This window comes from Exiguobacterium sp. s50 (assembly GCF_018618175.1).
Lineage (GTDB): Bacteria > Bacillota > Bacilli > Exiguobacteriales > Exiguobacteriaceae > Exiguobacterium > Exiguobacterium chiriqhucha.
In genome coordinates, this window is the sequence record NZ_JACSLP010000001.1 from 252,748 (window position 1) to 274,296 (window position 21,549).

A 21,549-nucleotide genomic window follows, 5' to 3' on the forward strand; every position below is an offset into this window, starting at 1 on the left:
CCCTCCTTTCTAACCTTAAGATTATAGCATGAATACACGCAATTCTTTTCGTATTTTCGAAACAATGTTAGACTAATACGTATGAAAGCATCGCGAAAGGAGCGTTCCTTACAAAATGAAAGTTAAAAAAATCAGTCCACGCGGATACTGCTACGGCGTCGTCGATGCCATGAAGCTCGCCAACGAAGCGGTGGCCAATCCAGATTTACCGCGTCCTATCCATATACTCGGCATGATCGTCCATAACCGACATGTCACCCAAGCGTTCGAGGACCTCGGCGTCAAGACGGTCGACGGCGAGGATCGCATGAAAGCACTCGAGACCATCGACCGCGGAACGGTCGTCTTTACCGCTCACGGCATCTCGCCGCTCGTACGTAAACGTGCCATCGAGAAAGGATTGACGATTGTCGATGCCTCGTGCCCGGACGTCTTGGTCACGCACGATTTGATTCGTGAAAAGACGGCCCTCGACTATGAGGTCATCTATATCGGGAAGCACGGACACCCGGAACCAGAAGGTGCCATGGGCGTCGCCCCGGGCAAAGTTCATCTCGTACAATATGAACGGGATTTCGAGGCGTTGCCGGCCCATCTCTATGAGACGAAAATCCTCGTCACGAACCAGACGACGATGAGTCAATGGGACGTCTCGGCCTTGATCGAAATGATTCAAGAGCGTTATCCACACGTCGAAGTGCATAATGAGATCTGTAACGCGACACAAGTCCGTCAAGAAGCGGTGGCCGAACAAGCCGGCGATTGCGAACTGTTAATCGTCGTCGGCGACCCGAAATCGAATAACTCGAACCGCCTGGCCCAAGTCTCTAAAGAGATTGCCGGCACGAATGCCTATCGCATTGGTGATTTGAGCGAGCTCGACCTGGCTTGGCTCGATGGTGTCGAGACGGTCGCCGTCACGTCAGGCGCGTCGACACCGACGCCGATCACAAAGAAAGTGATCGACTTCTTGAGCCAATATGACCCGCTCGATTTGAGCACACATGACAAGACCCCTTATCTTGAACTCCGTAGCATCCTCCCGAAAGTGAAGGCGCTCCGTAAGTGACATCAAACCCCGTCCTCGTGAGAGGACGGGGTTTTCACATCATCAATAGAAACGAAACGGATTCGTATCAGCTTCGGACACGAAGAATTCGACATCGAGCTTCGCACGTTCTCCTTTTTGCCGCATGACGTCGACGACACCCTGCTTCATGACACTCTCGACATGATGACCCGGGTCGACGACCGAAAGACCGAGAGCCATCGCGTCGTGCGCCACATGGAAATACAAGTCACCCGTCACATACACGTCCGCGCCTTTGAAATGGGCGGCCGACACGTATTTGTTCCCATCACCACCGAGGACGGCCACTTTCTCGATTGTCCGGTTCGGATCGCCAACGATACGCACCGCCGCGACGCCAAAACTCGCCTTGACGTGCTCTGCGAACGCAGCGAGTGTGAGCGGGGTCGATAGACGACCAATGCGCCCGAGACCGAACACACGCCCCTCGATGTCGTCCCGAATCAAATCATAGGCGACCTCTTCATATGGATGCGCGTCCGTCATCGCCTTGAGTACTCGTTTCTTTTGGCTCTCCGTGACAATCGTCTCGATTTTCACTTCCTCGACATGTTCCGTCTTGCCGTGTTGGCCTAGATAGGGGTCCGACCCTTCGAGTGGTGTGAACTGACCCTCTCCCGAGACGGTGAACTGACAGTCCCCATAATCTCCGAGACGACCGGCTCCGGCCCGGCCGAGCGCCTCCGACACGGCTTGTCGATGCGTCGTCGGGACGAACACGGACAGTTTATACACCGGTTCTTCATACGTCGGGATGAGCACCGTCGGATCGACCAACCCGAGTGCCTCACTCATCCAGTCGTTGACCCCGCCCTCGCAGACGTCCAAGTTCGTGTGGGCCACATAGACGGCGATGTCATGCCGAATGCATTTCATGACGATGCGCCCTGCCGCACTGCGGTCGTTCACTTGTTCGAGAGCACTGAAAATCGGTGGATGATGGGCGATAATCAAGTCGACGTCTCGTTCGATGGCCTCATCGACGACCGATTCGAGCACGTCGAGCGTCACCATGACCCGATGTACCGGTTTATTCAACGTACCGATTTGGAGACCGATTTTATCGCCCTCGACGGCAAGATGTTTCGGGGCAAATTCGTCAAACAATTGGATGACATGGTTTCCGTTCGCCATTAGTTGCTCACCTCTCTCATTTTGTCACGTAACGTCTTGAACTCCTCCTGTTTCTGGATGAGCGCCTCGGTCTGTGCCCCCTCGGCCATTTGACCGAGCACATAATCGAGTTTGTCCGCTTCGCGTCCCCATTTCAGCTTGAACGCCTCAGGCCGTGTCTCGAGCAAGTAAGGTCCGAACATGAGCTGCCAAGCCCGTTCCGTTTCATCCGAACTATAGCGGGTCTCCGTACCACGTTCACCGACGAGAATCTCATATACTTTATCGTTCTCTTCGACGATGGACTCGGCGATCAACACGAAACCTGCGTCGAGCAACCATTCGCGGACGTGTTGTCCATCCACGTTCGGTTGCAAGACGAGTCGTTCGACCGCGCCTAACTTGTCACGGCCACTCTCTAAAATCGATCGAATCAAACTTCCTCCCATCCCGCATATTGAGATACAGGTCGCCTCATCTGCTTCGAGGACGGCGAGTCCGTCCCCGAGACGGACGTCAATCTGTTCAGTCGCGCCAATCAACGCGACTTGCGCTTTTGCCGCCTCCATCGGTCCGCGGTTCACTTCGCCGGCGATGGCTCGATTGACGATGCCTTGTTGGACGAGGTAGCACGGCACGTAAGCGTGGTCAGATCCAATGTCCGCCACTACGCTACCTTTCGGGATGAAATCGACGACTTGCTTCAGCCGCCGGTCTAACGTCACTTGTTCTTGCATAGGGACAACTCCTTTTTCTACTTCTTCACTATTAGGGTAACGAATATTGATAGCCAGGACAATAAAAAACGTACCCCGTTAGGAGTACGTTTCCCTCTTATTGTTCGAGCAACCAAGTCGCGAGCACATCCGCCTCTTCGGCAGTGGCGAGGCCAGCTGGCATCGCACCTTTACCGTTGACGATGATGTTCGTGATCTCTTCAGCCGATAAACGTTCGCCGACACCAGTCAAGGCAGGACCGACGCCTCCTTCGAGATTTCCACCGTGGCAACCTGTGCAGCCTTTAGCCGCATACAAGTCTTCTGGGTTCATCTCAGTGACAGACGGACCTTCAGCAGCTTGTTGTGCTTGGTTTACGCCAAAATACGATAATGAGACCATGGCAATGATTGCGACGATCGCAATCGCTGCAAACGGTAACAATGGATTACGCATTGCATTTCCCCCTCATGTTCATTCCAAATTTCTACCCATCACTATTTTACTCAAAAAATAATAAAGAAGGAAGGAAAATCACTCATTTTCCTTCCTTTCTTCTAAAACTTCACATTTTATTCAAAAACACAATTAATCGAGGAAGTCTTTCAAGCGTTTCGAACGGCTCGGGTGACGAAGTTTCCGAAGTGCCTTCGCCTCGATTTGACGAATCCGCTCACGGGTGACGCCGAACACTTTACCGACTTCTTCAAGCGTACGCGTGCGGCCGTCATCGAGTCCGAAGCGGAGACGGAGTACGTTCTCTTCACGGTCCGTGAGCGTGTCGAGCACGTCTTCGAGTTGTTCTTTGAGCAATTCATACGCGGCGGCATCTTGTGGAGCCATCGCATCTTGGTCTTCAATGAAATCACCGAGGTGTGAATCGTCTTCTTCACCAATCGGCGTCTCAAGTGACACCGGTTCTTGAGCGATTTTCAAGATTTCACGCACCTTCTCAGGTGTGAGCTCCATCTCTTTGGCAATCTCTTCAGGCGACGGTTCGCGTCCGAGGTCTTGCAACAATTGACGTTGAACACGAATCAATTTGTTAATGGTCTCGACCATGTGAACCGGAATCCGGATTGTCCGGGCTTGGTCCGCGATGGCACGTGTGATTGCTTGACGAATCCACCACGTCGCATATGTCGAGAACTTGAACCCTTTCATATAGTCGAACTTCTCGACGGCTTTAATGAGGCCCATGTTTCCTTCTTGAATCAAGTCGAGGAAGAGCATGCCGCGCCCGACATAACGTTTCGCAATCGAGACGACGAGACGGAGGTTGGCTTCGGCAAGGCGTTTCTTCGCCTCTTCATCGCCTTGTTCAATCCGCTTCGCGAGTTCAGTCTCATCTTTCGCGCTAAGAAGATCGACGCGTCCGATTTCTTTCAAGTACATGCGGACCGGGTCATTGATTTTAATGCCCGGTGGGACAGATAGGTCGTTCAAATCGACCTCTTCGTCTTCTTTTTTCGATGGCGTCTCTTCGGCATCGGCCGCATCTTCTGTGACGCGGATATCTTTACCTTCTAAATCTTCGATGAAGTTATCGATAAAGTCTGAGTCCACCTCGAAATGGCTGAGGCGATCTTGAATCTCCTGCATCGATACGACGCCTTTTTTCTTCCCTAATTTCTCAAGTTCCTCTATGGCGTTAAATAAATCCTCTTTTTTCTTCTCTGCCATCTAGCAGTTCAACTCCTTCCAAACTTCCTCCACGTTCATCGTTCACGAAGCCGACGACTCCGGGTAATCAATTCTTGTAACTTGGATGCCTGGTCTACTATACTTTCGGCATCTTGTCCGATTTCCCTTTTCGCCCGCTCGATTTGACGCTGTTCCTCATAACTGTTTATGACCTTAATGTATTCATCTAAAACCTCTTCGGTCAGTTCATCCGGTGCGGCCATGAGTCGAATCTCGGCATAACGATTCGCATAGTCCGGACGTTGGTCACAATATCGTTCCATGAACGGAGGGGCGACCTGTTCGAACTCCTCGTGTGTCATGTCCTCGGAGACGATTTCATACAATGCCGTCGCCAACATCCGGTGCACCTCGTCCTGGTAGGACAGACCGAGGCGGTCCCGGACGAAACGAACCCGTTCCGGACCACTCAACATCGCCCGCAGCAATAACTTCTCCGCTTTGACGTAGCGTGGCTCGTTTGCTTTAGACGAACGCCGGCGGACCGGCTCCGGTTCGCGGACGGGCTGTGGGACGGCTTCTTTCGAAGACGTCTTCGGCATCCGCGACAATAACGTCTCGACCGGAATCTCAAATTCGTTGGCCAGCTTCTTCACGTACAGGTCACGGCGAATCGAGTTATCCGTTTTACTAATTTCCACAAGCATAGATTCAATAAACCGTATCCGTTCTCCTTCTCGATTCATGTTTTTCCCACGCCGGAGCGTGCGGTTCATGAAATCGAGGACGGACAACCGTTCCGATTCGACCAATTTACGCCACTGTTCCGCCCCGTTCGTCCGAATGTAGTCGTCCGGGTCGGTCTTCTCAGGTAACATCAACACTTGCACGTCGAGCGGATAGCCTTCGAGCAAGCGGACGACTTTCATCGTCGCTTCCTGTCCGGCCGTATCGCCGTCGTAACAGATGATGACTTCTTCGACCATGCGGGCCAAGGCGCGGGCATGTTGGGACGAGAACGCTGTCCCGAGCGAGGCGACGACTTCTTTCGTCCCGGCTTGCGCGACTTGTAAGACGTCGACGTTTCCTTCGACGAGCAAGACACGTTTTTGTTTGCGCATCGTGGCGCGGGCCTGTGAGAACCCGAATAAGAGTTCACTCTTATTAAATAACGGAGTATCCGCCGTATTGACGTACTTTGGCTGTCGCTCATCGATCGCCCGTCCGCTAAATCCGACGATGGTGCCGTCTCGATCCGCAATCGGAAAGACGACTCTGCCTTCGAACCGGTCGAAATATTCACCGGATCTAGACTTAGAAATCAATCCCGCTTCTACCATGACCTCGAGGTCGAAACCTCTTCGTTCTAATGAATCCACGGTGAATCGGCGATGGTCGGGCGCGTAACCGATCTTATACTGACCGATCGTCGACTCCTCTAAACCGCGCTGCTGCAAATACGTCAATCCGACTTCGCCCGCCTCGGTCTTCATCAACACCTCGTGATACAAGTCGGCCACGACCCGATGCGCATCGCGCATCTGTTTACGGAGGACTTGGTCTCGCGATAATTCCTCGTCGCCCGACACGCCACCTTCGATTGCGATATTCGCTCGCGTGGCGAGGCGTTCAATCGTCTCTGGAAACGATAGTCCTTCCGTCTCCATAACGAACGTGAACACGTTCCCGCCGGCGCCGCATCCGAAACAGTGATACATCCCTTTCTCCGGGGACACGGAGAACGATGGGCTGTTCTCCGAGTGGAACGGGCAAAGCCCGACGAGACGATGTCCTTGCTTCTTCAATTCAACGCGTTCACTAATTAAATCAACGATATCTGTGGCTTGTTTTACTTCCGCAATGACTTCATCCGGTATGCGCGGCAACTTGACCACTCCCTATCCAAACTCGCAACGAAACGGAACGTTCACCACGTTCCGTTTCAATGTCATGTCAGTACTCTATTATACCGTTATCACCAGTCGATTACTAATCCGAGTGCTCAATCCTCTTTTGATTGATCGAGCATCCGCAAAATGATGCCAGCCGTCTCTTCGACGGCCTTGTTCGTCACATCGATGACCTCGCAACCGATCCGCTCGTAAATCCCACGGGCGTATTCGAGCTCCCGGTTAATCCGTTCGAGTTGGGCGTAATCGGCCTCGGGTTTTAATCCGAGCGACTTCAACCGTTCCATCCGAATCGAAATCAATTTGTCAGGGGAGATAATCAAGCCGACACACTTGTCAGGCGGCAATTCAAACAGTTCTTCCGGCGGGCGTGACTCCGGCACGAGCGGCACGTTCGCGACCTTATAGCGCTTCAGGGCCAAATACTGCGAGAGCGGTGTCTTCGATGTCCGTGAGACGCCGACGAGGACGATGTCCGCCTTTTTCAACCCGCGCGGATCACGTCCGTCATCGTACTTGACCGCGAACTCCATCGCTTCGATTTTCCGAAAATAATCTTCGTCCAAACGATAGATGAGTCCTGGTTTTTCACGCGGACTCTCACCGAGTTGACCAGCGAGCACATCGAGCAAATCCCCGAGCAAATCGACCGTCTTCACACCGTACTCTTGTCCGAGACGGACGAGCAACGACCGGTGTTCTTCATTGACCAACGTGAAGGCGATGACCGCTCCTTGGGCACGCGCTTGTGTCACGACGTCGTGAATCGTCTGTTCATCTTCGACGAACGGGATGCGGAGCGTCTCAATCGCATTCTCATGGAATTGGATGCTCGCGGCCCGGACGACGAGTTCACACGTCTCGCCGACTGAATCGCTCACGACAAATACGAGTTGTTTTTGTGTCAGTGTCAAACCAGATTCCTCCTCAGAACGACTCATCGTTAGCGAGCGCGATTAATACTTTCGTCATGTTCGTCTTCGTCATGCGACCGAGCACAATCAGCTTGCCATCCTTCTCTTCAACGACCGGCATGGCATCGATTTGCTTCTCGATCAACTTCATTCCGGCCCGAATCAACGTCTCACCCTTCTCACATACCGTGATGTTCGGCATCCGGGTCATGATGACGTTGACCGGCAACTGATCGAGATCTTGATTACCGATGGCAGCCCGGAGTAAGTCTTTACGCGATAGGACGCCGACGAGCTCATTGTCTTTCCCGACGACAAACAGCGAGCCGACGTCTTCCAAGAACAACGTCACGACAGCGTCATACACCGTCATCTCGTTACTGACGACTTTCGCCGACGACATGAAGTCTCCGACCGTCAACGAGTCAAGCTTTTCCCGAAGCAGGGATGAGTTTCGTTTGCCGACGAACGTGTAGCCGACACGCGGTCGGGCTTCTAGTATTCCAGTCATCGTCAAAATGGCAAGGTCCGGTCGGAGCGTGGCCCGGGTGAGCGATAGCTCTTGGGCGATCTGCTCCCCCGTGATCGGTCCGTTGACCCTTACGATTTCAACGATCTTCTGTTGGCGTTCATTCAGCTGCATAGCCAACCCCCTCAAGTTTGGTCAGAGTACGAGCGCGCTAAAATCGGCGACATTCTCGATTGTCGCAGCGAGTCGTTTCATCTCGCGCAGACGGTTCTCGCGAATCGCTTCGACATCGCTCATGACCATTGTATTTTCAAAATAAGTGCTAATCGGATGTTCTAGGGCGCGCAATGATGTGATTGCTTGATGATAGTCGCCCGCCTCGACCGCGCGTTCCGTCTCCGGTAACGTCGCTTCGATGGCAGCGTGGAGATCTTTCTCCTCCGTATTTTCAAACAATGACGGATCGACGTCCCCGGCCTCGCCTTTTTTAGCGATGTTGACGACGCGTGTCAATTGTTCGATGAGCAGTTTCGCCTCGCTCGCGAGCATGGCTTGAACCGCATCCGCTCTCGCATCGAGTCGGTCGATCGCAAGGCCAGTCGTCAAGACGGCGTCAATGACGTCATAACGGACTTGTCGCTCTTGCAGACGATACTTCAAGCGAAGCATGAAGAAGTCCTCGAGTTGCGCCTTGACTTGTTCTTTATCGGCATCGTAAAGTCCTGCCTGAAGTTGCGAATCGACAACTTGTGAAAGTAATTTGTCGAGTGGCAAAGCAATCTTCCAATCCGCCAAAATTTGAACGACCCCTTGGGCTTGACGACGGAGCGCAAACGGATCTTGTGAACCGCTCGGGATCATGCCGATTCCGAAGAAGGCAGCAATCGAATCCAGTTTATCGGCGAGTGCGAGTACGGCACCCGTCGATGTCGCCGGCGAGGCATCACCAGCAAAGCGCGGCATGTAGTGCTCACGGATCGCCGCGGCCACTTCCGCGTCCTCACCTTGTTGGAGCGCATACTTCTCACCCATCACTCCTTGAAGTTCTGTGAACTCATACACCATTTGGCTGACGAGGTCGAACTTATGGATGGCACCGGCACGCGCCACTTTGGCTGCATCCGCATTGAACAATGGCGCAAGCGTTCCTGCGAGCTGTTCGACGCGACGGACCTTATCTCCCGTCGTGCCCAACTTCTCATGGAAGACGATGCGGTCGAGACGGACGAGTTGTTCGTCAATCTTCGTCTTTTGGTCTTCCTCATAGAAGAAGACGGCATCTGCCAAGCGGGCCCGGATGACCTTCTCGTTCCCTTTGGCAACGTTTTGAAGGTGTTCAGCATTTCCGTTACGGACGGTCACGAAATAGTTTTTGAGCGTTTCACCGATATAAACCGGGAAATAGCGCTGATGTTCTTTCATCGTCGTAATCAAGACTTCTTCTGGAAGTTCGAGATAACGTGCATCGAATTCACCGAATAGCGCTGTCGGCCACTCGACGAGGTTCGTCACTTCTTCGAGCAACGAGGCATCGAGCGGGACGGTCCAACCCTGTTCTGAAGCCAACTCCTCGATTTGACGTTCGATGCGCCCTTTCCGGTCTTCGTACGAAGCGACAACGAACTCGCGTTCAAGCGTCTCAGCATAGGCAGCCGGTTCCGTGATGACGACGTCACCCTTACTCAAGAAACGGTGACCACGCGTCACGTTCCCCGTCTTCACGCCTTCGATTTCGAAATCGATTTGTTCGGTACCGAACAAGGCGACGAGCCAACGAATCGGACGCATATAGCGTAGGCTGCTCGTGCCCCACTTCATGTTTTTCGGGAACGTCATGCCACGGACGACGTCTTCGAGTGCTGGGAGCAACGTGCTCGTCGGTTGACCTGATTCATGACGGTCGGCGAAGACGTACTCGACACCTTTCTCTTCGGCGAAGTACAAGTCGTCGACCGATAGGCCGCGGCCACGGGCAAAGCCGGCGGCTGCTTTCGACCAGTTTCCTTCAGCATCTTGAGCAATCTTTTTCGCTGGTCCGCGAAGCGTCTCCGTCAAATCTTGTTGGTTCTCTTCCACGTCTTTGACGAGAACGGCGAGGCGGCGCGGTGTCGAATAAACGGTGATGGCACCGAATTGGACACGGGCTTCCGTCAAGAAGGTAGTTACGCGTTCCGCCAATTGTTTTTCTGAACGGAGGACGTATTGGGCTGGTAATTCTTCAAGTCCGATTTCTAATAAAAGGTCACGCATCAAGGGCACCTGCTTTCTGTTGGTTCAAAAGTGGGAAACCGAGACGTTCCCGCTCTTCGATAAATTTGGCGGCACATGCACGGGACATGTTACGGACGCGTTGGATGAAACCAGTCCGTTCTGTCACCGAGATGGCGCCTTTCGCATCGAGAAGGTTGAACGTATGCGAACATTTAAGGATATAGTCGTAAGCCGGGAAGACGAGGTTTTCGTCCAAGGCACGCTTCGCTTCTTTTTCATACGTATCGAACAATGTGAACAACATATCGACGTCCGAGAGCTCGAACGTATATTTTGAATGTTCGAATTCCGGCTGATAGAAGATATCGCCATATTTGAATCCGTCTGTCCAGACGAGGTCAAACACGCTTTCGACTTCTTGGATATATGACGCAAGACGTTCAAGACCGTACGTGATCTCGACGGCGATCGGATCGCACTCGATGCCACCGACTTGTTGGAAATACGTGAACTGAGTGATTTCCATCCCGTTCAACCAGACTTCCCAACCGAGTCCGGCCGCACCGAACGTCGGGTTCTCCCAGTTGTCTTCGACGAAACGGATGTCGTGCTCGAGCGGATTGATCCCGATCAACTCTAAGCTCTCTAAGTAAAGCTCTTGGATGTTGCTTGGCGACGGCTTCATGATGACTTGGAATTGGTGATGCTGATACAAGCGGTTCGGGTTTTCTCCGTACCGTCCATCCGCCGGACGACGTGATGGCTCTGTGTAACAGACGTTCCACGGCTCGGGTCCGAGACTCCGTAGGAACGTCATCGGGTTCATCGTGCCGGCCCCTTTCTCAACGTCATACGCTTGCATTGTCAAACAGCCTTTCGACGCCCAGAAATTTTGTAACGTCAAAATAATTTCTTGCACGGTCATGTGCTTCATATGTGACACCTCCAAAAGTATTGAAACGACAAAAAACGCCCCTATGTGCCATGCACATAGGGACGGGATTACCCGCGGTTCCACCCTACTTGCCTCGAGATGAGGCCACTCTTTGGATTGTGGGCGCTCTGGAATTGCCATTCACTTCAACCTGGCGTTCGGCTTCCACCTTCCCGAACTCGCTGCACCCACGGTAAAAAAGCTACTTGTTTTCCTTCATTGCGCACGCTATTTCATTTGTCTAATCGTAGATTATGGTATCGAATCTTGTCGAAAAAGTCAATCATCGTTCAAGTACAATCGCTGCATTTGGTCGAGGACCCGTTTCGTCTTCAGCCGCAGACCGCTATAGGAGTCCATATACGCATCAAACAGCTGTCGGAGCAGAATCCGTGTCTCTTTCGTGAGCGGAACGTTACTGAATTCGGACAGTTCGTGCCGGCTCATCAAATAGAGCAACTTTGCCAGACGCTCGCTCATGCGAATCGATCCTTCTTCTTGGTGCCGGGCGCAGAGGAAGCCGCCGGCCGTCACCGAGAAGTACATCGGGTCGGTCACATCGTTGCACCGGATGCAGCCGGTCAAGACCGGTGCGACCCCGAGCAAGTGCAAAATGCGCAGTTCGAAGTGATGCGTGATCACTTCCGGATCCATCCCTGCATTGAGCGCCTGCAGGGCGTCGTTCAAGATGCGATAGAGCGGACGGTTCGGGACGCGGTCCTCTACCGTCCGGTCGACGAGTTCGAGCCAATACATGGCGTATGCCATCCGCTCGACGTCTTTTCGGATTTCCGGATAAGACGTGATCACATCCGACGATTTCAATTGGCCGAGGCCGCGACTCGCCGGAAAGATATATACCGCTTCGACGAACGGCTGACTCGATGAATGCAGACGGCTGCCCGGCTTCTTCGCCCCTCGTGCCATGACGGCAACTTTTCCGAGCTCTTCGGTGAACAAGGTGACGACTTTGTTCGACTCTCCGTAATTGACGGTCCGAATGACGATTCCCGTGACCTTTTGCAACATGGCTTAATACTCGTCGTCGCGGAAACCGAGGTCGCGGAGTTGGCCCATCTTGTTACGCCAATCTTTTTGCACTTTCACCCATAGGTTCAAATACACTTTCGTCCCGAGGAGCGCCTCGATGTCGTGGCGCGCTTCTGTCCCGATTTCGCGGAGCATCGCACCTTTTTTGCCGATGACGATTCCTTTTTGAGAATCACGCTCGACCATGATCACGGCCTCGACATCAATCATTTCCGAGTTTTCCCGTTTCTTGATCGATTCGATGGCGACCGCGATTGAGTGCGGCACTTCATCACGCGTCTTATGGAGCACTTTCTCGCGAATCAATTCAGAGATGATGAACCGTTCCGGGTGGTCGGTCACTTGGTCGGCCGGATAATACATCGGTCCTTCCGGGAGCAACTTTTTGATTTCTTTAAGGAGCGGTTCGACGTTGTTGCCTTGAAGTGCCGAAATCGGGACGTACGCCGCGAAATCGAGTTGATTCGTATACTGCTCGATGACAGCCGGAATCTCGTCCGGATGAATCAAGTCGATTTTGTTCATGACGAGAATGATTGGCGTGTCGAGCCCTTTCAACTTCTCGATGATGAACTCATCGCCGGCGCCGCGCGGTTCCGTGACGTTGACCATGAAGAGGATCGCGTCGACTTCACGTAGTGCGTTCGTCGCGACTTTCATCATGAAATCGCCGAGACGGTGTTTCGGCTTATGAATCCCTGGCGTGTCGATAAAGATGATTTGCGAATCATCCGTCGTATACACACCTTGGACCTTATTGCGCGTCGTCTGCGGCTTGTCTGACATGATGGCAATCTTTTGTCCGATGACCCGATTCAAGAACGTCGATTTCCCGACGTTCGGACGACCGATGATGGACACAAAACCTGATTTAAAATCTTCTTGATACATAGTGCACCTGCTTTCTAAATTTCCAATACGTTCAATCATATAACGAATTTGTCGATTATATAAGGGCCAAAAATGAATAGGGCCGTGATGGCGGCCCCGATCGCTGCGACGAGGACCGACCCGGCCGCGACGTCTTTCGCTTGCTTCGCGAGGGGGTGGATGTCTTTCGTGACGAGGTCGACCGTGCGTTCGACCGCCGTGTTCATCAGCTCGAGCGCGATGACGAGCACGACCCAGCCGAACAGAATCAAGTTCTCGAGTTTCGTCGTCGGGAGCCACCAGGCAAACACGACGACGAGCAGGCTCGATACGAGATGAATCAGCATGTTGCGTTCGGTCCGCACTGCGTGCACGATGCCGTGCAAGGCGAACCAGAACGGTTTCACACTTCGCCTCGTTTCAGCTCGAAGTGAGCGAGCACTTGTTCTTGGCGCGCCGTCATCTCCGCTTCTTCCTCGGGCGTCATATGGTCATACCCGAGCAAGTGGAGGAATCCGTGAATCGCCAAGAACCCGAGTTCCCGTTCGAACGAGTGGCCATAATCGGCCGCCTGTTCGCGACAACGTTCGACCGATATCAGCAAGTCTCCTAAGAGACGGGGCTCGTCTTCATCGAGCATGAAGTCCATCTCGTCTTCTCCCATCTCATCGAAGGCGAAACTGATGACGTCGGTCGCCGTATCTTTCCCGCGCCATTCGCGGTTGATGGCTTGAATCTCATCGTTCGTCAAGAACGTGACCGATAGCTCACTCGGTTCTTCGACGTCTTCTTCCATCGCCGCATGGACCAATATGGATTCAACGAGCTCGATTTGAGCGTCCGACAATAAGCCGTGCTCATCGTTCGAAATGATTTGCATGTAAGTCTCCTTCTTTCTTCAGTTCTGGATACTCGATTCGTTCATGGAACAGGCCGGTCAGCGTCTCACACGCGCTTTCCCCGACGCGCCATACTTCTTTCGTCGTCAACTCGCAGTCTTCGAATTGCCCGTCTTGTAGCTTATCACGAATAATCGCACTGACGAGCTGGCGAATCCGTTCTGGTGTCGGTTGCTTCTGTGACCGGACCGCCGCCTCGATCGAATCGACGATCATGACGACCGCCGCCTCGCGTGTCTGCGGCTTCGGTCCCGGGTAGCGGAACCGTGATTCATTGACGTCACGCGTCTCTTTCGCTTTCACATAAAAGAACTTCAAGAGCGATGTGCCGTGATGTTGCTCGGCGATATCGATAATCTCTTTTGGCAACTTATAACGACTCAACAGATCGGCCCCGTCATATGGATGGGCCATGATGATGTCGGCTGATTCCTCCGGTGTGAGCCGGTCGTGCGGGTTGACGCCGTTCTGCTGATTCTCGATGAAATGGAGCGGACGCTCGGTTTTACCGAGGTCATGATAATAACTGGCGACCCGGGCGAGCAGTCCGTCGGCACCAATCGCCTCGCAAGCCGATTCGGCCAAGTTGGCGACCATCATGCTGTGATGATACGTCCCCGGGGCCTCCATCAACAACTTGCGTAACAGCGGATGCGTCGGACTCATCAATTCGATGAGGCGACCCGACGATAGGACGCCGAACCACGGTTCAAGGAACGGCAAGAAGCCGAACGTGAGCACGATGGACAACAGCGCGCTCGTGATGGCGAAACCGGATAAGTAGGCGACCATCTCCCACGTCACTTGCGTGTTGCGCAAGAACAAGAGCGCGAGTACCATGATGATATTGATAATGCCGAGCAACACACCGGACAAGAATAGTCGTTTGCGCTGAATCTTCGGTTCGACGAGGAAGACGGCCAAGAAACTTCCGGTCGCGAAATAGACGACGGTCATGAAGCTCGTGTTTTGCCCGAAACTCGCCACAATCGACCCGGCAATCATCGTGATCAACGCCGAGGCGAGCGCGACCCGTTCATCGACGAGGATACGCAGCAACAGGACGACGAATGCCGTCGGTGCGAGCACGTACGCATATGTCGTGAACTCGATACCGATATAACCGACACCAAAGAAGATGCCGAGCTGTAACAATAATAATCCATAGACAGTAATCAAGATTTTAGGGCGGAGTAACAGTTGTTGAATTTTCGAACGGATTAACATGAACAGAAAACCGATCGTCAACAGTCCGCTCAGTAAGTAAGCCCCAAACAGCGGTGCGAACGAACGATTTGGATCGATAGCCCCTGTCAATTCGAGTTTGCGGTAGATTTCGCGCGTCACGACCTCGCCTTGGTTGACGAGCAACTGGCCTTCTTGAATGATGACCGGTTCGACCGCATCGACCGCCTGCTGTTCTTTCTCACGTGTCGCTTCAGAGTCGAACACGTAGTTCGGTACGATCAATTGATCGCTCAGGCTGTTAGCGATCGCCCGGAACTCGAGTGAGAGCGGTGATTGGTCGACAAGTGTCTCAGCCCGATCTCTCGCTTCTGAGATGGACTGTGAGCTCGTGTCGATGCGGTTACCCATCACTTCTTGGAGCGCCGTCACGGTGACGTCTTCGACCGTACGACGGGTGTTCTCGCTCGCCTCGAGCAGAAGGTTCAGTTCATCATCACCGAGGAATCCGTTCACCTCGGTCGAATTCAAGCGATTTTTGATGTCTGATAGCTCGGTGTCATCTTCCGTCTCTTCGAACGCTGCGAACAGTTGCTCGACTTTGGCGATCTGTTGATCGGCAAACTCACGCCGCAACGAGAACTGACTGCCGACGCTATTGATCGCATCTTGTCGTAACCGCTCCGTCGCCGTCCGGTCTTCAATCGTGACCGGCGAGCGAATGTCCTGTTCGGCAATCCCGAGCGGCTCGACACTAATGATGGATGGGCGCACCGTAAAGTATAGAATCGCGCCTAAAATGAGAAAAAAGAGGACGGAGATTGTCGCGACCGTCCAATGACGTGCTTGCTGCATCAGTGCCCCCCCTTTTGGTTATGTGAGTTCGTTACTATAGGCGTTAATGATTTTCTTGACGAGCGGATGGCGAACGACGTCGGACGACGTGAAATGTTCAAAATGAATCCCATCGACTCCTTCAAGCAGATGTAACGCTTCTTGCAGTCCTGACGCTTTGCCTTTCGGCAAATCGACTTGCGTCAAATCACCGGTGACGACCATTTTCGAGCCGAAACCGAGTCGCGTCAAAAACATCTTCATCTGTTCTTTCGTCGTATTCTGCGCCTCGTCTAAAATGACGAACGCATCTTCAAGCGTCCGGCCGCGCATGTAAGCGAGCGGCGCGACTTCGATCGTGCCGCGTTCGAGCAATCGGTTCGTCTGTTCGACGCCATAGACGTCAAACAAGGCGTCGTACAACGGCCGTAAGTACGGGTCGACCTTCTCTTTCAAGTCGCCTGGCAAGAAGCCCAAGTTTTCACCCGCTTCGACCGCCGGACGCGTCAAAATAATTCGTTTGACTTGGCCTTCTTTCAGCGCACGCGCTGCCAAAACGACGGCCAAATATGTCTTCCCGGTCCCCGCCGGTCCGATTCCGAACACGAGGTCACGTTTTTCGATGGCCCGGACATATCGGCTCTGTCCGACCGTCTTCGCCCGAATCGGTTTCCCTTTGTTCGTCGTGAAGACGACTCGCTCATAATGCTCGAGCAACTCGTCGCCCTTGCCGACCTTGATGTGTTGAATCACACTGATGGCATCGCTTTCGTTCAAGCGAGCCCCTTTTTTAACGAGTTGTTGCAACGTCTTGATAACGGCCTTCGTCAATTCGAGCGTATCGGCCGTATCGGCCTGAATGATTAATTCTTCTCCACGAGGAGTGAGTGCGACCGCGAGTTCTGCTTCGATGGCTTGAAATACCTCGTCCTTCGGTCCGAGGAGCGCCTGCGCTTCGTTCGCATGTTCCATGACGAACGGAATTTTATCAGTCATAATCAATGGTTGTTTCTCCTCCCCATCAGTAGATTGTTCCTTCTTTACTTTAGCACTATCAAGCCGTTCGTGAAAGAAAGACCGTCCATTCCTCCAACAAAAAGAAGCAGTGACACGGAGTCACTGCCTCAGGTTTAACGACGGCGTTTCGACACCGGCGGTTGCAAAATTTCACTCCACACGACCGCTTGCCGAACTTGCTTCATCGAGATGCGCGGTTGTGGCCGCGACTCGGTCGACTCGGTAATCGGTGGAATTTTGACCGTCTGTTCGAACTGGGTACTCACGTGCGGTAGTTCTTCACGTCGACGCGGTGCATGTCGGTCTGTCGTTTCGGCCGGTGCGGCGACACGGCGACGTAGTTTCTGAGGAGCCGGTTTGTCTTGCTTGTTGCGCGGCTCATCGAACGTCGCCTCGACTTCTTTCATCATGTCACCGACCGTATCGAGATAACGTTTCAAATCCGTACTCGGTGGTCGTTCTCCAGTAGATGATGGTTTCTCCATCCGCTTCATGACCGCCGAGGCAATCCCGAAAGCGGCTAAGAGTAGTACCCAGAGTCCATCCATGTCCGTTACTCTCTATCAGATTCGACAGGATGACCGATTGCTTTACGCATTTCTGTATCGGCTTGGACGTTCAAGTAGTTGACGTAATCCATGACCCCGAGTTTGCCATTTCGAAGTGCGTCGGCCATCGCGAGCGGAACTTCCGCCTCGGCCGCGACGACTTTGGCGCGCATCTCTTCGACCGATGATTTCATCTCTTGCTCACGGGCGATTGCCATCGCGCGGCGTTCTTCCGCTTTCGCTTGCGCGATTTTCTTATCAGCTTCGGCTTGGTCGGTCTGGAGGACCGCCCCGATGTTTTTACCGATATCGATGTCGGCGATATCGATTGATAGGATTTCAAATGCGGTCCCTGAATCGAGACCTTTCGTCAATACGGTACGTGAAATCATATCAGGGTTCTCCAAGACGTGCTTATGGTTGTGTTGTGAACCGATCGTCGAGACGACCCCTTCACCGACACGGGCGATAATCGTCTCTTCCCCGGCACCCCCGACAAGACGATCGATGTTGGCGCGGACTGTGATGCGGGCTTTCGCCTTCACTTCAATCCCATCCATGGCCACACCAGCGATGAACGGCGTTTCGATGACTTTCGGGTTAACGGACATTTGAACCGCCTCTAACACGTTACGGCCAGCAAGATCGATTGCTGCGGCACGTTCAAACGATAATTCGATATCGGCACGGTGGGCCGCAATCAAGGCGTTGACGACACGGTCGACGTTACCCCCGGCCAAGAAGTGACTCTCGAGCTGGTTCGTGTTCAAGCCGATGCCGGCTTTGACCGCTTTGATGAGCGGGTTGACGATTTTCGATGGGACGACGCGACGGAGTCGCATCCCGATTAGTGTGAAGATCGAGACGTGGACGCCAGCGGCGAACGAGCTGATCCACAGCCCGACCGGTACGAACGTGAAGAATACGGCGAGCGCAATCAATCCTCCACCCGAGATGAGTAACGTGGTCAATAGTTCTGGTGTCATTCTGTTACATCCTCCTTCGGCTCTATAAAGTTGCGGACGACAACGCGTCCTGAATCGACTTTATACACCTGAATTTTCGTTTGCGAATCGAGATAGCTACCTTCTGTCACGACATCAATCCGTTCTCCGTCAATCTCAGCGGTACCCGCCGGGCGAAGCGGCGTCAACGTGACCCCGACTTTCCCGAGCAACCGTTTGCGGTCATCGTGGGACAAATACCCTTTGTCTGTTGACGTCGAATCGGTCAAAATCAACCCTTTATACATGAGCGATCGATTGGACTGTAGGCGACGATATGCCCAAAATCCGAGTCCAGCGACGATGGCCGTGGCTAAACCAAGCGACAACCACAGTTGTCCGATTGTGGCACCCGCCATAATCAAACTGGCGACGACCGCCCCAATCCCTAGCACGCCGAACAATCCAAAACCGGCAACGAACACTTCAATTCCTAGAAGGACGATCCCGACAAAAAACACCGTCAGAATCACTCCGAGACCAAATGTCATCGTATTGCAACCCCCTTCCGAGTTCACAAGCTACCTCTTATCTCTAGTGTATACGAAACAAGTTCGCTTTTGGTTTCGGAATACGCAAAAAAAGACAGAAACTTTTGGTTTGACCCAAAAATCCCTGTCTCTCTCATTAATTCGTCAATTGTTGTTTGACAATGCGGTTCACAAGACCACCGTCTGCCTTGCCTTTAACTTGAGGCATGACGACGCCCATCACCTTACCCATATCCGACGGGCCTGTAGCATTCGTTTGAGCAATAGCTGCTTTCACGATCGCCGTGACTTCATCTTCAGAAAGTTGTTCAGGCATATAGGCCTCTAGTACGACAATCTCGTCAGCTACTTTAGAAGCAAGGTCTTCACGACCAGCGCTTTCGAATTCTCGGAGGGAGTCTCTGCGCTGTTTCATCTCTCGGTTGAGCACCGTGAGTTCCTCTTCCTCAGTTAGATCTTGTCGACCAAATTTGATGGCCTCATTTTGGAGCGACGCTTTGACCATCCGGATCGTCGTGAGACGATCTTTTTGTTTCGCGCGCATGGCTTGCTTCATGTCGTCCGTCAAGCGTTCTTGAAGACTCATGAGCTAACACCCTCTCTACAAATGAAACTGAAATTAGAATTTCTTACGCTTACGCGCAGCTTCTGATTTCAATTTACGTTTTACGCTTGGCTTTTCGTAGTGACGACGTTTGCGAACTTCGGCAAGAGTGCCATCTTTCGAAACACCGCGTTTGAAACGACGAAGAGCGTCTTCAAGCGATTCGTTTTTACGGACACGAGTTTCCACTAGTTTTCCCTCCCTCCGAATTACACGACTAAGGAAACGTGTTTCACACGTCATAACATATTATAGTGAAAGTAAGTCGTGCGGTCAACCACTAGTTATTAATAGTCGCTGTCTGAACGTCCGCCTGTAACGATGGCGATTCCAGCTGATGCGCCGATGCGCGTCGCGCCGGCATCAATCATAGCTTGTGCGCCTTCGAAATCACGTACGCCGCCTGAAGCTTTAACGCCGAGATCTGGTCCGACCGTCTCACGCATGAGGCGGATATCTTCTACTGTCGCACCGCCTGTCGAGAAGCCAGTCGACGTTTTCACGAAGTCTGCGCCTGCTTTGACTGAAAGCTCAGCCGCTTTTTTGATTTCTTCTTTCGTAAGGAGGCACGTCTCAAAGATGACTTTAACGAGCGTTCCGTTTGCCGCTTCGACGACAGCGCGGATATCGCGCTCAACGAGATCGAAATCGCCGTCTTTCATGGCACCGATGTTGATGACCATATCGATTTCGCCTGCGCCGTTTGCAATCGCGTCTTTAGTTTCGAACGCTTTCACTTCTGGCGTGTTAGCTCCGAGTGGGAAGCCGATGACCGTACATACTTTGACGTCGTCATCTGATTTGAGTTGTTCCGCCGCGTACTTCACCCATGTCGGGTTGACACAGACGCTTGCGAATTTGTATTCGAGCGCCTCGGCACAAAGTTTTGTGACTTGATCTTTCGTTGTTTCTGCCTTCAAGGCTGTGTGGTCGATATAACGTGCTAATTCCATCGTAAAATTCCTCCTCTGATGTATCGGTCTGACATATAGGTCTGACATCTAACATATTATCATGTTTTCTTGAAATGTAACAGCTTTCAATTCAGACGAGTTGACGGCGTTTCCGCGTCTGGATCCAACTGTTCCAACTAAAGAAGAAAATGGCAATCCATATACATGTGAACGCAAAAACGTGATAGCCCGTGAACGGTTCATTATAGAGAATGACCCCGATTGCGAGACTGAGCGTCGGTGCGATGAACTGAAGAAACCCGACGAGCGTGAACGGGATATGTTGCGCCCCGTACCCGAACAAAAGAAGGGGTAGCGCCGTCATCACGCCTGTCCCGACCAACGCAACCCAAATGACCGGTTCGGTCGTCATCGTCAATCCTCCCTGAGACGTTTGCCAACCCAAGAAAATGATAGCGACCGGAACGACCGCGAGCGTCTCGATGCCGAGGCTAACCGTCGAGGCAAGTGGACGGCGTTTCTTCACCATCCCGTAAAACCCGAACGTACTGGCCAAAATGAACGCGATCCACGGGAACGACCCATAGCCGAACGTCAAGACGAGCACGCCGATTGCCGCCACGGTCACCGCCAGCCATTGTACCCGATTTAATGATTCCCGAAAAACAAGCACACCTAACACCATGCTCACGAGCGGATTGATGTAATAGCCGAGTGACGCTTCGATGATATAGCCGTGATTGACCGCCCATATGTAGACGAACCAGTTGGCACTGACGATAAATCCGTTCAACATAAAGGCGTTCCTTGTCGCCCGGTGCCGAAGCGCATAGTTGAACTCGGTCCACTGTTTCGTCCATTTCAAGACGAGTAAGATGAAGAGGAACGACCAGACGATGCGATGGGCCAAGATTTGACCGCTCGGTATTTCCTGCAAAAACTTCCAATAAATCGGTAGGACGCCCCACATGACGTAGGCCCCGACCGTTGGCATGACGCCTTTGTTCACTCTGTTCACCCGCTCTCGTAATCAATTATCGTCAGTGTAGTCGATGCGAATAGGACATTCAAGCGAATTCTTTCACCTTGCACACGACAAAAAGAGGCACGCTCGCGAGCGCACCTCGTATC

Annotated in this window: 23 protein-coding genes; 1 reads left to right on the plus strand and 22 read right to left on the minus strand. The window is 52.8% G+C overall.

Going from position 1 to position 21,549, the window contains the following annotated elements:
- Window positions 1–115 precede the first annotated feature (115 nt).
- Complete coding sequence (locus tag KNP68_RS01365; RefSeq protein WP_029595228.1) at window positions 116–1,069, plus strand: 4-hydroxy-3-methylbut-2-enyl diphosphate reductase; 954 nt, start codon at window positions 116–118, stop codon at window positions 1,067–1,069.
- A 42-nt stretch (window positions 1,070–1,111) separates the two neighbouring features.
- Here the strand turns inward: KNP68_RS01365 and KNP68_RS01370 are convergent, their stop codons facing one another.
- The 22 genes from KNP68_RS01370 to rarD form a co-directional block, all read right to left on the minus strand.
- A complete protein-coding gene (locus KNP68_RS01370) occupies window positions 1,112–2,224 on the minus strand; it encodes a Nif3-like dinuclear metal center hexameric protein (protein ID WP_021065701.1) in 1,113 nt (370 codons plus the stop codon).
- Entirely contained in the window at window positions 2,224–2,940 is a 717-nt protein-coding gene (locus KNP68_RS01375; RefSeq protein WP_021065700.1) for a tRNA (adenine(22)-N(1))-methyltransferase, read from the minus strand. The genes KNP68_RS01370 and KNP68_RS01375 overlap by 1 nt, the downstream gene beginning before the upstream one ends.
- Before the next feature lie 97 nt (window positions 2,941–3,037).
- On the minus strand, window positions 3,038–3,376 hold the full coding sequence (gene cccA / locus KNP68_RS01380) for a cytochrome c550 (RefSeq protein ID WP_021065699.1): 339 nt from the start codon (window positions 3,374–3,376) through the stop codon (window positions 3,038–3,040).
- A 132-nt stretch (window positions 3,377–3,508) separates the two neighbouring features.
- On the minus strand, window positions 3,509–4,603 hold the full coding sequence (gene rpoD / locus KNP68_RS01385; protein WP_021065698.1) for an RNA polymerase sigma factor RpoD: 1,095 nt from the start codon (window positions 4,601–4,603) through the stop codon (window positions 3,509–3,511).
- A 35-nt stretch (window positions 4,604–4,638) separates the two neighbouring features.
- Entirely contained in the window at window positions 4,639–6,459 is a 1,821-nt protein-coding gene (gene dnaG, locus KNP68_RS01390) for a DNA primase (protein ID WP_235045158.1), read from the minus strand.
- 107 nt (window positions 6,460–6,566) lie between these two features.
- Window positions 6,567–7,415 (minus strand): pyruvate, water dikinase regulatory protein, encoded by an 849-nt coding sequence (locus KNP68_RS01395; RefSeq protein WP_051627707.1) that lies wholly within the window; start codon window positions 7,413–7,415, stop codon window positions 6,567–6,569.
- The gene (ccpN, locus tag KNP68_RS01400; protein WP_021065695.1) at window positions 7,402–8,031 is read right to left on the minus strand and encodes a transcriptional regulator CcpN; all 630 of its coding nucleotides are present in this window, start codon (window positions 8,029–8,031) and stop codon (window positions 7,402–7,404) included. Before ccpN ends, KNP68_RS01395 begins: the two co-directional genes overlap by 14 nt.
- A 21-nt stretch (window positions 8,032–8,052) precedes the next feature.
- Complete coding sequence (gene glyS / locus KNP68_RS01405) at window positions 8,053–10,107, minus strand: glycine--tRNA ligase subunit beta (protein ID WP_214714604.1); 2,055 nt, start codon at window positions 10,105–10,107, stop codon at window positions 8,053–8,055.
- Window positions 10,100–10,993: a glycine--tRNA ligase subunit alpha gene (glyQ, locus tag KNP68_RS01410; protein ID WP_370447070.1), complete on the minus strand. Its 894-nt coding sequence runs from the start codon at window positions 10,991–10,993 to the stop codon at window positions 10,100–10,102. Before glyQ ends, glyS begins: the two co-directional genes overlap by 8 nt.
- A gap of 288 nt (window positions 10,994–11,281) precedes the next feature.
- Window positions 11,282–12,031 carry a DNA repair protein RecO gene (recO, locus tag KNP68_RS01415; RefSeq protein WP_021065692.1) on the minus strand — a complete coding sequence of 250 codons (750 nt, stop codon included), beginning with the start codon at window positions 12,029–12,031 and terminating at the stop codon, window positions 11,282–11,284.
- A gap of 3 nt (window positions 12,032–12,034) precedes the next feature.
- On the minus strand, window positions 12,035–12,943 hold the full coding sequence (gene era / locus KNP68_RS01420) for a GTPase Era (protein WP_029595225.1): 909 nt from the start codon (window positions 12,941–12,943) through the stop codon (window positions 12,035–12,037).
- A gap of 35 nt (window positions 12,944–12,978) precedes the next feature.
- Window positions 12,979–13,329 (minus strand): diacylglycerol kinase family protein, encoded by a 351-nt coding sequence (locus KNP68_RS01425; protein WP_029595224.1) that lies wholly within the window; start codon window positions 13,327–13,329, stop codon window positions 12,979–12,981.
- Window positions 13,326–13,802 carry an rRNA maturation RNase YbeY gene (gene ybeY / locus KNP68_RS01430; protein ID WP_029595223.1) on the minus strand — a complete coding sequence of 159 codons (477 nt, stop codon included), beginning with the start codon at window positions 13,800–13,802 and terminating at the stop codon, window positions 13,326–13,328. Before ybeY ends, KNP68_RS01425 begins: the two co-directional genes overlap by 4 nt.
- A complete protein-coding gene (locus tag KNP68_RS01435; protein ID WP_021065688.1) occupies window positions 13,780–15,861 on the minus strand; it encodes an HD family phosphohydrolase in 2,082 nt (693 codons plus the stop codon). The genes ybeY and KNP68_RS01435 overlap by 23 nt, the downstream gene beginning before the upstream one ends.
- An 18-nt stretch (window positions 15,862–15,879) precedes the next feature.
- On the minus strand, window positions 15,880–16,836 hold the full coding sequence (locus KNP68_RS01440) for a PhoH family protein (protein WP_029595222.1): 957 nt from the start codon (window positions 16,834–16,836) through the stop codon (window positions 15,880–15,882).
- 134 nt (window positions 16,837–16,970) lie between these two features.
- Complete coding sequence (locus KNP68_RS01445) at window positions 16,971–17,405, minus strand: hypothetical protein (protein ID WP_214756526.1); 435 nt, start codon at window positions 17,403–17,405, stop codon at window positions 16,971–16,973.
- Between the two features lie 5 nt (window positions 17,406–17,410).
- Window positions 17,411–18,391 (minus strand): flotillin-like protein FloA, encoded by a 981-nt coding sequence (gene floA, locus KNP68_RS01450; RefSeq protein ID WP_021065685.1) that lies wholly within the window; start codon window positions 18,389–18,391, stop codon window positions 17,411–17,413.
- Entirely contained in the window at window positions 18,388–18,900 is a 513-nt protein-coding gene (locus tag KNP68_RS01455; protein WP_021065684.1) for an NfeD family protein, read from the minus strand. Before KNP68_RS01455 ends, floA begins: the two co-directional genes overlap by 4 nt.
- A 136-nt stretch (window positions 18,901–19,036) precedes the next feature.
- Complete coding sequence (locus tag KNP68_RS01460) at window positions 19,037–19,486, minus strand: GatB/YqeY domain-containing protein (protein ID WP_021065683.1); 450 nt, start codon at window positions 19,484–19,486, stop codon at window positions 19,037–19,039.
- A gap of 33 nt (window positions 19,487–19,519) precedes the next feature.
- Window positions 19,520–19,714, minus strand: a complete 195-nt coding sequence (gene rpsU, locus KNP68_RS01465; protein WP_029334745.1) for a 30S ribosomal protein S21 — start codon at window positions 19,712–19,714, stop codon at window positions 19,520–19,522.
- 77 nt (window positions 19,715–19,791) lie between these two features.
- Complete coding sequence (gene deoC, locus KNP68_RS01470) at window positions 19,792–20,457, minus strand: deoxyribose-phosphate aldolase (RefSeq protein ID WP_021065682.1); 666 nt, start codon at window positions 20,455–20,457, stop codon at window positions 19,792–19,794.
- A gap of 91 nt (window positions 20,458–20,548) precedes the next feature.
- On the minus strand, window positions 20,549–21,427 hold the full coding sequence (rarD, locus tag KNP68_RS01475) for an EamA family transporter RarD (RefSeq protein WP_021065681.1): 879 nt from the start codon (window positions 21,425–21,427) through the stop codon (window positions 20,549–20,551).
- Window positions 21,428–21,549: the final 122 nt, after the last annotated feature.

Bases quoted from the DNA above. Each gene is read 5' to 3' on its own strand.
- KNP68_RS01455 (WP_021065684.1), bottom strand. From the start codon at position 18,900: ATGACATTTGGTCTCGGAGTGATTCTGACGGTGTTTTTTGTCGGGATC.
- ccpN (WP_021065695.1), bottom strand. From the start codon at position 8,031: ATGCAGCTGAATGAACGCCAACAGAAGATCGTTGAAATCGTAAGGGTC.
- floA (WP_021065685.1), bottom strand. From the start codon at position 18,391: ATGACACCAGAACTATTGACCACGTTACTCATCTCGGGTGGAGGATTG.
- KNP68_RS01460 (WP_021065683.1), bottom strand. From the start codon at position 19,486: ATGAGTCTTCAAGAACGCTTGACGGACGACATGAAGCAAGCCATGCGC.
- KNP68_RS01375 (WP_021065700.1), bottom strand. From the start codon at position 2,940: ATGCAAGAACAAGTGACGTTAGACCGGCGGCTGAAGCAAGTCGTCGAT.
- KNP68_RS01440 (WP_029595222.1), bottom strand. From the start codon at position 16,836: ATGACTGATAAAATTCCGTTCGTCATGGAACATGCGAACGAAGCGCAG.
- deoC (WP_021065682.1), bottom strand. From the start codon at position 20,457: ATGGAATTAGCACGTTATATCGACCACACAGCCTTGAAGGCAGAAACA.
- KNP68_RS01370 (WP_021065701.1), bottom strand. From the start codon at position 2,224: ATGGCGAACGGAAACCATGTCATCCAATTGTTTGACGAATTTGCCCCG.
- KNP68_RS01395 (WP_051627707.1), bottom strand. From the start codon at position 7,415: ATGAGTCGTTCTGAGGAGGAATCTGGTTTGACACTGACACAAAAACAA.
- KNP68_RS01445 (WP_214756526.1), bottom strand. From the start codon at position 17,405: ATGGATGGACTCTGGGTACTACTCTTAGCCGCTTTCGGGATTGCCTCG.
- cccA (WP_021065699.1), bottom strand. From the start codon at position 3,376: ATGCGTAATCCATTGTTACCGTTTGCAGCGATTGCGATCGTCGCAATC.
- ybeY (WP_029595223.1), bottom strand. From the start codon at position 13,802: ATGCAAATCATTTCGAACGATGAGCACGGCTTATTGTCGGACGCTCAA.
- glyQ (WP_370447070.1), bottom strand. From the start codon at position 10,993: ATGACCGTGCAAGAAATTATTTTGACGTTACAAAATTTCTGGGCGTCG.
- glyS (WP_214714604.1), bottom strand. From the start codon at position 10,107: ATGCGTGACCTTTTATTAGAAATCGGACTTGAAGAATTACCAGCCCAA.
- recO (WP_021065692.1), bottom strand. From the start codon at position 12,031: ATGTTGCAAAAGGTCACGGGAATCGTCATTCGGACCGTCAATTACGGA.
- KNP68_RS01435 (WP_021065688.1), bottom strand. From the start codon at position 15,861: ATGCAGCAAGCACGTCATTGGACGGTCGCGACAATCTCCGTCCTCTTT.
- rpoD (WP_021065698.1), bottom strand. From the start codon at position 4,603: ATGGCAGAGAAGAAAAAAGAGGATTTATTTAACGCCATAGAGGAACTT.
- era (WP_029595225.1), bottom strand. From the start codon at position 12,943: ATGTATCAAGAAGATTTTAAATCAGGTTTTGTGTCCATCATCGGTCGT.
- KNP68_RS01365 (WP_029595228.1), top strand. From the start codon at position 116: ATGAAAGTTAAAAAAATCAGTCCACGCGGATACTGCTACGGCGTCGTC.